This window comes from Pseudoduganella sp. R-43, assembly GCF_049913255.1.
Taxonomy (GTDB): Bacteria; Pseudomonadota; Gammaproteobacteria; order Burkholderiales; family Burkholderiaceae_D; genus Rugamonas.
In genome coordinates, this window is record NZ_CP183988.1 from 2673875 (window position 1) to 2686381 (window position 12507).

Genomic DNA, 12507 nt, shown 5'->3' on the forward strand with positions numbered 1-12507 from the left:
TCTGCAATAAAGTTCAAACTTTTTTTCGGTTCAGGAACCAGCCTGCCCGGTGGCGGAACGTTCGCCCTCCGCTTCGGCAGTGTTGTTGCCGCGCACCGGGGTGGCGCCGAAGTCATGCTCCAGTTCTTCCTTGCGGTCCTTGAGCTGTTCGCACAGTTCGGCCAGGTTGGCATCGCTCTGGCGGACTTTGGGGAACATTTGCTGTTCTTCTTCGGTAACGTGGTGTTCCACGCATTCGTGCAGTTTTTGCACGGTGGCATCCAGCTCGCCGTCCCCGGTGGCCATGCCGCGAATGTGCTCGACCAGCTCCTTGATCGAGCCATGCTCCTCGAGGGCTTCATCGACTTGCTGCTGGTCGCCGGTCTCGGCGCGCACAGCGGGATAGAAAATCTCTTCTTCGATGGTGGCGTGAATGGTCAGGTCCATGCAGATTTGCTGCGCCAGGTCGTGCTTCAATCCCTGGTGCGAGGCATCGCATTTCTCGAATTCACGGAACAGTTTCTTGACCTTGTCGTGGTCGGCGGTGAGTAGCGCCACGGCATCTTTTGCCGTGGCGCCCTGGTTTTGCTGGCTCATGCTGGCTCCTTCGCTGCGTCGGTTAGGCCGCGCAGAAGAAGCCGCAGCGGAAGGGGCTCAGGCGACTTGCAGCACCAGCTTGCCGAAGTTCTTGCCTTCGAACAGCATGGTCAGCGCCTGCGGGAATTTCTCGATGCCTTGCACGACATCTTCCCGGCTTTTGATTTTGCCTTCCTGCAGCCATTTGCCGAGCGCGGCAACGGCTACGTGGTAGCGGTCGGCATAGTCGAACACGACCATGCCTTCCATGCGCGCGCGGTTCACCAGCAAGGACAGGTAGTTGGCCGGTCCTTTGACCGCCGTCGTGTTGTTGTACTGCGAAATTGCGCCGCAGATCACGATGCGGGCCTTCAGGTTGATGCGCGTGAGAACGATGTCGAGGATGTCGCCACCAACGTTGTCAAAGTATACGTCAACGCCATTTGGACAGTGTTCCTTCAGGCCGGCTCGCACATCGCCGCCCTTGTAGTCGATGCAGGCGTCGAAGCCGAGCTCATGGACCACGAAATCGCATTTTTCCTTGCCGCCGGCAATGCCGACCACGCGGCAGCCAAGCTGTTTGGCCACCTGGCCGACGGTCTGGCCGACGGCGCCGGCCGCGCCGGACACCACCACGGTTTCGCCGGCTTTCGGCTGGCCCACTTCGAGCAGGCCGAAGTAGGCGGTCATGCCCGGCATGCCGAGGGTGTTGAGCCAGGTGGTCGCGGGAGCCAGGCGGGTGTCGATCTTGTGCAGGCCGGCATGACGGTCGTCGGCGGCGCCGACCCAGTACTGCTGCACGCCGAAGCCGCCGCCGACCTGGTCGCCCACGGCAAAGCGCGGCGATTTGGAAGCGAGCACCTCACCCAGGCCGCCGGCGCGCATGACTTCGCCGATGCCGACCGGGCGGATATAGGATTTGGCGTCGTTCATCCAGCCGCGCATGGCGGGGTCGAGCGACAGGTAGAGCGTCTTGACCAGCACTTCACCGTCGGCCAGCTCGCGCACCGGCTCCTTGGTGATCTGCCAGTCGCTGTCCTTGGGCAGGCCGACCGGACGGGCGGCGAGGCGGAACTGGGTGTTCTCCATTTTTGCTCCTTTTTATAAAAAAGTACGGTCATTCTATTCCGGAATTTGCCAGACGTGGCAATGTTCATGCGACAATACCGTCCCGCCCATGACTTGAAATGCCATGAATCACCCAGAATACATCCTTACGCTCTCTTGCCACGACCAGCGCGGCATCGTCCATCGTGTATCGGGATTCCTGGCTGAACATGGTTGCAACATCATCGATTCCGCCCAGTTTGGTGACGCGGAAACGCAACGTTTCTTCATGCGCGTGCACTTTGCGCGCGAGGATGCCGCGTTTACCGATGCCGCACTGCGCGAGGATTTCGCCAAGGTGGCGGAAGCCATGGGCATGGAATGGGCGCTGCACGATGCGCACGCCAAGCCGCGCGTGATGCTGATGGTGTCCAAGATCGGCCACTGCCTGAACGACCTGCTGTTCCGCTACAAGAGCGGGCTGCTGCCGGTCGACATTCCAGCCATCGTGTCCAACCATATGGACTTCTACCAGCTGGCGGCCAGCTACAACATTCCGTTCCACCACCTGCCGCTGGCAACCGGCGCGCCCGAGGAAGCCAAGCTGGCGCAGGAAGCCCGCATCGCGGAACTGATGGAAAACCACAAGGTGGACCTGGTGGTGCTGGCGCGCTACATGCAAATCCTGTCGCCGTCGATGTGCGAACGCCTGAAAGGGAAGGCGATCAACATCCATCATTCCTTCCTGCCCAGTTTCAAGGGCGCCAAGCCGTATGCGCAGGCGCACAAGCGCGGCGTGAAGCTGATCGGCGCCACCGCCCACTTCGTGACCGGCGACCTGGATGAAGGCCCGATCATCGAGCAGGACGTGGAGCGCGTCGACCACGCCATGGATTCGGATGCGCTGACCGCGATCGGCCGCGACGTCGAGTGCGTGGTGCTGGCGCGCGCCGTGAAATGGTTCGTCGAACATCGCATCCTGCTGAACGGCGACCGAACTGTAATCTTCAAATAATTAGTAATGGCACTGAAATCTACGATCTACAAGGCGGAACTGTCCATCGCGGACATGGACCGCAATTACTACGCAACCCATATGCTGACCCTGGCGCGCCATCCGTCCGAAACGGATGAACGCCTGATGGTGCGCATTGTCGCCTTCGCGATCCACGCTGATGAAGCGCTGGTGAATGCGAAAGGCATTTCCGATACCGAAGAACCTGACCTGTGGCAGATGGACCTGACCGGCGCCATCCAGTTGTGGATTGAAGTCGGCCAGCCGGACGAGCGCCGCATCCTGAAGGCCGCCGGGCGTTCCGAGAAGGTGATGGTGTATTCCTATAGCTCCGCCTCGCACGTGTGGTGGAAGCAGCTCGCCAGCAAGATCGACCGCGCCAGGAACGTCAGCGTGGTGAATATCGATGCCGAGGCCAGCGCCGCGCTGGAAAAGATGGCGCAGCGTTCCATGCAACTGCAGTGCACGATCCAGGACGGCCAGATCTGGCTGACCGACGGCGCCACCACCGTGGAAGTCACGCGCGAGGTCTGGAAGTCCTGATCCGGCGAATCGGTGGCAGAATGTGCTCATCATGTTGCGCTACCTGATTGCCTTTCTATTCCTCGTCCAGGGGGCCACGGCCAAGGCGGTGACGCAGGCTGAAGTCATGGCCGGTTCCGCAAAGCTGTATCGCGGGCAGCTCGATGAGCTTCGCAAAGGCTATCGCCTTGACGACGATGAGCGTTTTGGCGCGCGGGTGGCAGCGCTGGCGCGCCCCTTGATCGAGCAGGCGAAGCGCGAGTTTCCGGAAACGACCGCATGGGACTGGGAGCTGCACACCACGACCGACGGCGATGCCAATGCCTTTGCCATGGCGGGTGGAAAACTACTGGTCAGCCGCGCCTATGTCGATGAGCTGGCGCTGTCCGATGCGGAACTGGCAATGCTGCTGGCGCACGAAATCATGCACGCGGTACTGCGTCACAACCTGAAGGAATTCGAAGAGGCGCTGCGGCTCGAGCCGGGGCGGGCGACGCAGCCCTTCGCCGAATTCGAATACGATATCGACAACGATAGTGCCCTGATGCGCAAACTGGCGAGCTTCAATCAGCAACAGGAATTGGAAGCCGACCGCGAAGGCCTGCTGTTTGCGGCGCGCGCCGGATGGCCGCCGCAGGCGCTGGCGGCCTATTTCCGCAAGCTGGCAAAGCACAGCCACTCCCCCAATGTCGCACGCTTCGACCATCCTTCACCCGCCAGCCGCTGGCACGCCGCGCGGGAGCTGGCTGCGCAAATGGAAGCGTCCCGCTAGGCTATAATGCCCGCCATGCATATGAAATCGTCAACCCGCTTGCGCTGGATCTGGATCGCGTGCTTCGCCATCCTGATGAACGCACTTGCGCCGGCAATTTCGCATGCGGTGAACGGCAAGCCGCGCACATGGGAGATCTGCCTGAACGACGGCACGCGCGTGACCGGTGTCGGCGATCTCGATTACGCCACCTTCGTGGCCGTGACCGACCGCAGCAAAGCGCAGTCCCCGGCGCGGCCGATGGCGCAAATGGACATGGAAGACTGTTCCTACTGCTTGCCGCATGCCGGCTGGTTTGGCCTCCCGCCAACCGACCTTGCCTTGCCGTTGCCCCTCGACGGTGCGACCATGCGCCCAACCCTGTTCTACCAGTCGCCACAACCACTGCCGGTGTGGTCTGCGTCCAATCCGCGAGGACCGCCTGCACACGCCTGATTTCGTCCCCCATTTAACGAATCAAGGAGTGAAAAATGAAAAAGCAGTTCTTCGCGTTCGCAATGTCGATCGCCTTCGCCGCCTCCGCCGCGGCACAAGTTACCGTGCGCGAGCCATGGATTCGCGCCACCGTGCCGGCCGCACAGGCCACCGGCGCCTTCATGGAGCTCGTTTCCAAACAGGACGCGCGCCTGGTGGAGGTGCGTTCGCCTGCCGCCGGCATTATTGAAATCCACCAGATGTCGATGCAGGGCGACCGCATGATGATGTCGGCCGTCGAAGGCATCGACCTCCCGGCCGGCAAGCCGGTGGCGCTGGCATCCGGCGGCTACCACATCATGATGATGGACCTGAAGCGCCAGATGAAGGCGGGCGAAATGGTGCCCATGACGCTGGTGATCCAGGGCAAGGGCGAGAAGCAGGAGACGGCGCAAGTGCAAGTGCCGGTCAAGCCGCTGTCGTACACCGCTCCCAAGCACTAAGGAGCCGACCATGAAAAAATACCTGATGGCCGCAGCACTGCTTGCGGCAGCGTCCGCGCACGCCCATATCTCGCTGGAGCAGCGTGAATTTGCGGCGGGCAGCTACCAGAAGCTGGTGTTCCGTGTCGGCCATGGTTGCAATGGCAGCCCCACGGTGGCGGTCAGCATCCGGCTGCCGGAAGGCTTTGCGCCGATGAAGCCCATGCTGAAGAATGGCTGGAGCATCGAACGCACGCCCGACAGCCTGGCCTGGCGCGGCGGTCCCTTGCCTGACGAGTCCTACGACGAATTTGTCATGTTCGGCAAAATGCCGGCGGCGGGCAGCCACACCTTCAAGATCGTCCAGTCCTGCCAGTTCGGCAGCGCGAACTGGGAAGCCACCCTCGAAACGCGCTAGGGGCTGATCATGAAATGCCAATACAAACCGCTGGCCGCAATGCTGGCGGCGATGGGCCTGGCTTGCCCGGCGCAAGCGGACCACGTGGTGACGATCAACGGTGGCCGCCCGACGTCGCTGCCTACGCAGATACCGACCACGATCGAAGGGATCACCGGGGCGCAGGTGGAAGACCGCATCAACGCCTTCGATAGCGAGGATGCGCTGAAATACCTGCCAAGCCTGAATGTGCGCAAGCGTTTTATCGGCGATTACGACCATGCTGTGCTGGCCAGCCGCGCTTCCGGCACTGGCAACAGTGCACGTTCACTGGTGTATGCGGACGGCATCCTGCTCTCCAACCTGCTGGGAAATGGCGCAAGCTACACCCCGCGCTGGGGATTGGTAACGCCGGAGGAAATCGAACGCGTCGACGTGCTGTACGGTCCGTTTTCAGCCGCCTATGCAGGCAACTCGGTGGGCGCGGTGGTGGATTTCCAGACCCGCATGCCAAGCAAGCTGGAGGCGCACGCCAAACTGTCGTGGGTGAGCCAGGATTTCGAGCAATACGGAACTGATTCTCGCCATGCCGGCAGGCAGTACAGCGCCTCGCTGGGTAATCGGACGGGCGCCTTGGCGTGGTGGCTGAACCTGTCGCGCCTTGACAGCGACGGCCAGCCGATCGCCTTTGCCAACAAGCTTTTGTCGGCAGGCGTCGCGCCAAAACCGGGCGAGCCGGCCGGCGTGGCCGTGACAGGCGCTGTTGGGGATCGCAATCCCGCCGGCAAGGATTGGTACATCCTTGGCAGCACGGGCCAGGTGAACACGGTGCAGGACCACGCCAAGCTGAAGCTGGCATATGATTTGTCGCCAACGCTGCGTGCCAGCTACACGCTGGGCTGGTGGCAGAACGACGTGGTGCGCAGTGCCGAATCGTATTTGCGCGATGGCGCAGGCAATGCCGTGACCAGCGGCGCAATCAATATCGGCGGCAAGCGTTTTACGCTGCTGCCTTCCGACTTTGCTGGTGCGCGTGCGGACCTTGAACATCTGATGCACGGATTGTCGTTGAAAACGCACGGGCGCGGCAGCTTCAATTGGGAAATCGCCGGCAGTGCTTACGACTATTCGCGCGACCTCGCACGAGTGCCGACAGGAGGCGGGCAGGGCAACCTGACCGATATGGGAGGCAGTGGGTGGAACACTTTGGCGTTACGCGGTAGCTGGCGCGCTGGCACTGTGCACCAAGTGGAGTTTGGCGTGCAGCGCGAGAATGCCAGGTTGCGCACGCATGTGACCAGCGTGGCGGACTGGATCGCAGGAGCAGGCGGCAAGCATGTGTCGACCTTCAATGGCAATACGCGGCTTGAGAGCCTGTATGCGCAGGACACCTGGCGGCTGTCGCCGGATTGGAAGGCAACGCTTGGCCTGAGGCAGGAAACCTGGCGCGCATATGGTGGACAAATCTCGGCTGCGACTGGAAATCTGCTGCCTTTCACCGAACGCCGCGAGCAGGCCTGGTCGCCCAAGGCTGCGCTGGCGTGGCGTGCAGGCGAGACCTGGAGCCTGAAGGCATCCATCGGCCGTGCGGTACGTAATCCGACCGCGGCGGAGCTGTTCCAGGGTTCCATCGTGGACGACAGGATCGTCAACACGGATCCGAACCTGGGTGCCGAGAAATCGTGGACCAGCGAGATGACAGCGGAGCGCATGACAGCGCAGGGTAGTGTGCGCGCCACGCTGTTTGGCGAAGCCACGCGCGATGCCTTGTATTCGCAGCCGCTGACTGCGACTGTGAATACGGTACAGAACGTGGGCAAGATCCGTACACGTGGGTTGGAGTTGTCGCAACAGGCTGACGACGTCCTGACGCCTGGGCTGACGCTGCAAAGCAGTCTTACCTATGCGGATTCCGAGATCGTCTCGAACGATGCCATGCCTTCCAGCGTCGGCAAGCGGCAACCGCGCGTGCCGAAGCGGCGCGCGAATGCCTTGGCGTCTTACCATGTGGGCCAGCACTGGACCGGCACAATCGGTGTGCGTTATAGCGGCAAGCAGTTCGGCACGCTGGATAACGGCGATCCGAATGGGGCAACGTATATGGGCGTGTCGGACTACCTGGTCGCCGATGTGCGCCTGCGCTACCGCTTCAATCGCCAGTGGACGGCATCGGTCGGCATCGACAACCTGAATGGCGAAAAGTACTGGGCTTTCCACCCATATGCCCAGCGCACGTTCAGCGCTGACATCAAGTTCGACCTCTAAGCCCCCAGTGAACAATGCCCCGCCGGGGCGTTCTCCTTTGCGCGGCTTGACAAGCTGATCGCAGGTGAAAAATTAGAAGAATTTCTGAGGGACGATGGCCCGTGAACTTTGTGGCGACACGGGCCGGGACAGAGGCTTTGATCAGTTCGGGTTGCCAGTCAGGTGCTTCACGCTGCCGGAGCCCATCACGCTCTTGGTGAGCTGCGGCTCACCGTAGTAGCTGACATCGCCCGAGCCGGCCACGCTGACCGACAGCGATTGCTTGGCCCACACCACAGCGCGGCCTGAACCGCCAATGCTGACCGCAGCTTCGCGCGTTGCCAGTTGCCCGGTGCTGACCTTGCCCGAACCGCCAATCGACACCTTCAGTTTGTCGGCCGAACCGCTTGCCTTCAGGTTGCCGCTGCCGCCGAGGGAAACGGTGACGGACTCGCCTTCGATATTGCGCAAGTTCATGGAACCGGAGCCGCCGACATTGAAGGACAGTTTGCCGCCACGCAGGCCTTCCGCATCGACCGAGCCGGAACCGCCAACCGAAATGCGTTCCAGATTCTTTGCAGTGATCACAACCTTCAGGTTGCGGGTATCGAACTGCAGGTTGGGACGGACAGGACGAATCTGCAGGGTGCCATCTTCGACCACGGTTTCGATCAGCGGCAGGATGTTGTCATCCGATTCGATGCTCACGCTCTCGGTACTGCCGATGCGGACTTCGACGCTGCCAGGCAAGCCTAGGCCAAGGCCGGTGAAGTTGGCCGCTTCCCGCGCCTGCCTGGAGATTTTGCCATTGCCCTGCACGCGTTCGCCGGCAAACCAGCCCAGCGGGGCGGCTGAGACCACGGCAACCGGAGCGGCGACAGCAAAAACGGATGCAGCGACCAGGGCATTGCGCATTGCAGCAGACATCTTCATCTTGTTTCTCCTCAATTTGAATAAGAAACATCGTATCGAAGCCTGCGCCCTGATGCCTGCGCAATGCGACAGGACGCCGCCTTGCGGGAACAGAATGCAAATGCCGCGGGCAGGGCGTCGCTCCTGTATCATTTCGCCCATGCTTACCATCATCATCAAACAGGGCAAGGAGAAATCCATCCTTGCCGGCGATCCCTATATTTACCTGTCCGCCATCGAGCGCGTCGACGGCCGTCCCGCAGAGAAAAACAAGCCAGGCGCCACGGCCACGGTCGTGTCCTCATCGCGCCAATTCCTGGCCCGCGCCGCCTATAACGCCAAGTCGCAGATCGCAGCCCGCGTCTGGACCCTGCGTGAAGACGAGCCGGTCGACCACGCCATGGTGAAACGGCGCGTGCGTGCCGCCATCGCGCGCCGCATCCATTCCCTGCAAGCGGCGCGGCCAGATGAGCTGGTGCCGATCGTGCTCGGCGATGAAGATGGCTTGTCCGGCCTGCTGGTGCAGAGTTATGGCGGCAAGGATGGCTACCTGGTGTGCCAGTTCCAGTCGGCTGCGGTGGAAGCGTGGAAGATCGCCATCGTGCAGGCCCTGATTGCCGAAACTGGTTGTCAAAATGTTTACGAGCGTGCGGACAAGCTGATTCGGGAAGGAGAAGGCCTGCATGTGAAGTCGCGTGCGCTGGCCGGCGAGGAACCGCCGCAACGGCTGACTGTGAGCGAGCGCGGCCGCAGTTTTGCCTACGATCTCCGTACCGGATTTGAATATCCGAAATAAATGTTGTTCACCAGCCACTTACATTCTACAAAGCAAATGCAATAGAATCTTGCGTAACAATTGGAGAACACAGGCACAATGGAAACCTCGCAAATTCGCACCCTGACGTATATCGAGAACGAAGACCACCCGGTCTTTGGCACCCTCGTCGAGCAAATCCTGCACCTGCTGAATTCCAAACTGGTTTTTTCGGACATCCTGATCCACCAGAACAGCCCTTTGCTGCTGCGCCAGCCGAAGGGCCTGGTGGCCGTGACCGATTCGCCGATCACGCGCGAAGAGCTGGAAGAATTCTTTGAAGTGGTGGAGCCAAACTGGCGCGAACGCATCCAGGACCGCGCCTTCGACCGCGCCATCGACCTGCACACTGCGCGCATCCGCGCCAACTGCTTCAGTTTCCAGGGCAAGAAGCGCCTCGGCTGCGTGATTCGCCGCTTCCCGAAAGAACCGCTGCTGTTGTCTGGCCTGGGCCTGCGCCCGACGGAAGAAAAGTTCGCGCAGCTCTCGAGCGGTTTGGTGCTGATTATTGGCGACACCTGCCAGGGCAAGTCGACCACCATCGCCTCCATGCTGGACGACATCAACAAGAACCGTTCCGGCCATATCATCACCATCGAAGACCCGGTCGAGACCCTGATCCCGCAACGCAAGTGCGTGATCACCCAGCGCGAAGTCGGCTTTGACGGCGACGTTGAAACCTTCGACCTGGGCGCCAAGGATGCGCTGCGCGAACGTCCCGACGTGATCGTAATCGGCGAGATCCGCGATGCGGAGACCGCACACGAAGCGCTGGCGCTGGCCGAATCCGGTCCGCTGGTGCTGGCCTCGCTGCATGCACGCTCGACCGAGCTCGGCCTGCAAAAGATGATCCGCCTGCTGGGCAACACCGAACCGCAACGCCAGGCACTGGCGCACGCCCTGCGCGGCGTGCTGTGCCAGGCGCTGATGCCGGCGATGGATGGCGACCGCTACTACTTGGGTACGGAAAGCCTGACCGTCAATCCCGACGTGGCGGCCGTGATCGAAAACGGCAATGTGGCCGACCTGCGCAATGTCATGGAGCGCAAGTCCGCCCCCGGTTGCTACACGATGAACGAATGCCTGCGCAAGCTGCTGGCCGAAAAGAAGGTCAGCATCGAAGACGCCCGCCACGCCACCACCGACCGGCTCGGCTTCGCCGACATGCTCTAAGAACAGCCGAGCCCGTGTCACACCTTGGGGTCACACCCCGAGTGTGACACGGGCTCATCCGATACCAGTTGAGGCCGTGTCACAGTTTGGGTGTGACCCCAGGGTGTGACACGGACTGGGCTGTAGTTATTCCAGCGGGACGTTGCGGTAGCGGTTGACCGTGCTGCTTTCGACCGGTGGGGCGTTGTTGCCCCATGCGGCGCGCAGGTAGGACACTACTTGTGCTACTTCCACATCATTCAAGGAATGGCTGAACGGCGGCATGCCGTAGGGACGCGGGTTGCCTGCCGTGCCGGGGGCGAAGCCGCCATTCAGCACAATGCGGATCGGGTTTACCGCTTCGTCCATCGTCAGCGCGCGGTTGCCGGCCAATGGCGGGTAGTGCGGCGCGATGCCTTCGCCTTTTTCACCGTGGCAGTCTACGCACGCCTTGCTGTAGATCTTTTCGCCCGCTGCGAGAAAGGCGGCGGCTTCAGGTTCCTTTGAACGTTCGTACGGCTCGCGGCTGCCGCTTTCGTTCGGCAGCGATTTGAGGTACACGGCCATGGCGCGTGCGTCTTCATCGCTCAGGTGCTGCAGGCTTTCGCGCACCACTTCCGCCATCGGGCCGAACACGGTGGCGCGCTGCGAGACGCCGGTCTTCAGCAGGTCGGTGATGTCTTTTACTTCCCAGTCGCCCAGGCCGGCTTCCCGGTCGGAGGTGAGCGAGGGCGCGTACCATCCCAGCACGGGAATCAGGCCGCCTGACAGGCCTTTGTCGCTGGCGCCCAGGGCGTTGCGTTCGCTGTGGCAGGCAATGCAGTGGCCGGGGCCTTGCACCAGGTAGGCGCCGCGGTTCCATTCGGCGGACTTGCCGGCGTCTGGCGTGTACACGGCGGGCTTGAAGTACAGGGCGCGCCATACCGCCAGCATGGCTTGCTGGTTGTAGGGGAAGCGCAGGCTATGCGGCTGGCTGGCCTGCTTCACCGGTGTGATGGACTGGAAGTAGGCGTACAGCGCGTCCGAGTCGTCGCGCGTCATTGCGGTGTAGTTGGTGTATGGGAAGGCTGGGTACAGCAGGCGGCCATCCTTTGCCTTGCCGTTGTGCAGCGCGTTCCAGAAATCGTCGGCGCTCCAGTTGCCGATGCCGGTTTCCTTGTCTGGCGTGATGTTGGGCGACATCACGTTGCCGAACGGCGTTTGCAGGGCGCGGCCGCCGGCAAAGGCGGCGCCGCCGCGCGTGGTATGGCAGGCCATGCAATCGGCGGCCTTGGCCAGGTAGGCGCCGCGCGCCGCCTTTTCCGCGATCGGCATGGTCTTCGAGGCGGCGCTTGGCGCCGGGCCGGTGTCGTGCTTGGGCCAGAGGAAGCCGACCGCTGCGACGACGAGCAGCAGCGGTACGGCGATGGCGATTTTCGTATTGCGCTTCATGGTCGGTTCTGTTTATTTGTGGATGCCGCCGCATTCCAACGGCAATTGTCCGGGCAGGGCGGGCGCTGGACGCGCGTTCGGGTCGGCCGGTTGCGCGGCCAGCCAGCCGGAGACGGCGGCAACGTCGGATTCGCTCAGGCGATTGGCCACTTCGGCCATGCAGTCCGGCGCGTGCGCCTTGCGCTTCTGGTTGCGCCAGGCGCCGAACTGGGCGTTGATGTAGTCGCGCGGCAGGCCAATCAGGCCGGGAATCGCGGGTGCCACCCCGGTCATCGCCTCGCCGTGGCAGGCTACGCAGGCCGGCACTTTGCGCGAAGGGTCGCCCTGGTGCACCAGCACGCGGCCACGCTCGATCATTTGCGCCGTGGCGCTGGTGGCCGCGGGCGGCGGGTAGGGGGCGTGCTGTTCGGAGAAGTATTGGGCGATCTCCCTCAGGTAGGCATCCGGCAGCTGTTCGACCATATACGTCATCATCGGGTACTGGCGACGGCCCTGCTTGAAGTTCAGGAGCTGGTTGTACAGGTAGCCGGCGGGCTTGCCGGCGATGCGCGGGAAGAAGGCGTCTCCTTGCTCGTTGGCCTTGTGGCAGGCAATGCAGGCGGCGACGCGCTGCTCGACGGTGTCCGGCAGGCTGGCCGGTGCGGCCAGCGCGGAGGTGACCACAACTGCGGCGCCAAATGAGAGAATGCGGAGCATGATGAATCCGTTTTTCTTGTGATGGGTCAAGGATACGCCTGCGAGGCGGAGAAT

14 protein-coding genes are annotated in these 12507 nt (G+C 62.2%); 9 read left to right on the forward strand and 5 right to left on the reverse strand.

Annotated elements, in window-relative coordinates; all coding sequences use genetic code 11:
- Positions 1-30: 30 nt before the first annotated feature.
- Positions 31-576, reverse strand: coding sequence for a hemerythrin domain-containing protein (locus tag ACN9M3_RS12310; protein ID WP_426322721.1), 546 nt, complete (start codon positions 574-576; stop codon positions 31-33).
- Positions 577-633: 57 nt separating this feature from the next.
- A complete protein-coding gene (locus ACN9M3_RS12315; protein ID WP_426171077.1) occupies positions 634-1644 on the reverse strand; it encodes an NADP-dependent oxidoreductase in 1011 nt (336 codons plus the stop codon).
- Positions 1645-1747: 103 nt separating this feature from the next.
- Between ACN9M3_RS12315 and purU the strand changes: the two genes are divergently transcribed.
- From purU to ACN9M3_RS12350, 7 genes are read left to right on the forward strand one after another with little or no spacing between them, the layout of a single operon-like run.
- Entirely contained in the window at positions 1748-2617 is an 870-nt protein-coding gene (purU, locus tag ACN9M3_RS12320) for a formyltetrahydrofolate deformylase (RefSeq protein ID WP_426322723.1), read from the forward strand.
- Between the two features lie 6 nt (positions 2618-2623).
- The gene (locus tag ACN9M3_RS12325) at positions 2624-3160 is read left to right on the forward strand and encodes a YaeQ family protein (RefSeq protein WP_426171081.1); all 537 of its coding nucleotides are present in this window, start codon (positions 2624-2626) and stop codon (positions 3158-3160) included.
- A 31-nt stretch (positions 3161-3191) separates the two neighbouring features.
- The gene (locus tag ACN9M3_RS12330) at positions 3192-3911 is read left to right on the forward strand and encodes a M48 family metalloprotease (protein ID WP_426323741.1); all 720 of its coding nucleotides are present in this window, start codon (positions 3192-3194) and stop codon (positions 3909-3911) included.
- Positions 3912-3932: 21 nt separating this feature from the next.
- A complete protein-coding gene (locus ACN9M3_RS12335) occupies positions 3933-4346 on the forward strand; it encodes a DUF2946 domain-containing protein (protein ID WP_426322725.1) in 414 nt (137 codons plus the stop codon).
- A gap of 35 nt (positions 4347-4381) precedes the next feature.
- Complete coding sequence (locus ACN9M3_RS12340; RefSeq protein ID WP_426322727.1) at positions 4382-4828, forward strand: copper chaperone PCu(A)C; 447 nt, start codon at positions 4382-4384, stop codon at positions 4826-4828.
- Positions 4829-4838: 10 nt separating this feature from the next.
- Positions 4839-5225 carry a YcnI family protein gene (locus ACN9M3_RS12345; protein WP_426322729.1) on the forward strand — a complete coding sequence of 129 codons (387 nt, stop codon included), beginning with the start codon at positions 4839-4841 and terminating at the stop codon, positions 5223-5225.
- 9 nt (positions 5226-5234) lie between these two features.
- A complete protein-coding gene (locus ACN9M3_RS12350; RefSeq protein WP_426322731.1) occupies positions 5235-7469 on the forward strand; it encodes a TonB-dependent receptor in 2235 nt (744 codons plus the stop codon).
- Between the two features lie 141 nt (positions 7470-7610).
- Here the strand turns inward: ACN9M3_RS12350 and ACN9M3_RS12355 are convergent, their stop codons facing one another.
- Positions 7611-8381, reverse strand: a complete 771-nt coding sequence (locus ACN9M3_RS12355) for a head GIN domain-containing protein (RefSeq protein WP_426322733.1) — start codon at positions 8379-8381, stop codon at positions 7611-7613.
- 139 nt (positions 8382-8520) lie between these two features.
- Here ACN9M3_RS12355 and ACN9M3_RS12360 point away from each other — a divergent pair, with 139 nt between their 5' ends.
- Positions 8521-9156 carry an SAM-dependent methyltransferase gene (locus ACN9M3_RS12360; RefSeq protein ID WP_426322735.1) on the forward strand — a complete coding sequence of 212 codons (636 nt, stop codon included), beginning with the start codon at positions 8521-8523 and terminating at the stop codon, positions 9154-9156.
- A gap of 78 nt (positions 9157-9234) precedes the next feature.
- Positions 9235-10347 carry a type IV pilus twitching motility protein PilT gene (locus tag ACN9M3_RS12365; protein WP_426171094.1) on the forward strand — a complete coding sequence of 371 codons (1113 nt, stop codon included), beginning with the start codon at positions 9235-9237 and terminating at the stop codon, positions 10345-10347.
- A gap of 126 nt (positions 10348-10473) precedes the next feature.
- On the opposite strand, the gene ACN9M3_RS12370 is transcribed toward ACN9M3_RS12365, so the two are convergent.
- Positions 10474-11757, reverse strand: coding sequence for a c-type cytochrome (locus ACN9M3_RS12370; protein ID WP_426322737.1), 1284 nt, complete (start codon positions 11755-11757; stop codon positions 10474-10476).
- 12 nt (positions 11758-11769) lie between these two features.
- Entirely contained in the window at positions 11770-12453 is a 684-nt protein-coding gene (locus ACN9M3_RS12375; protein ID WP_426322739.1) for a c-type cytochrome, read from the reverse strand.
- Positions 12454-12507 lie beyond the last annotated feature (54 nt).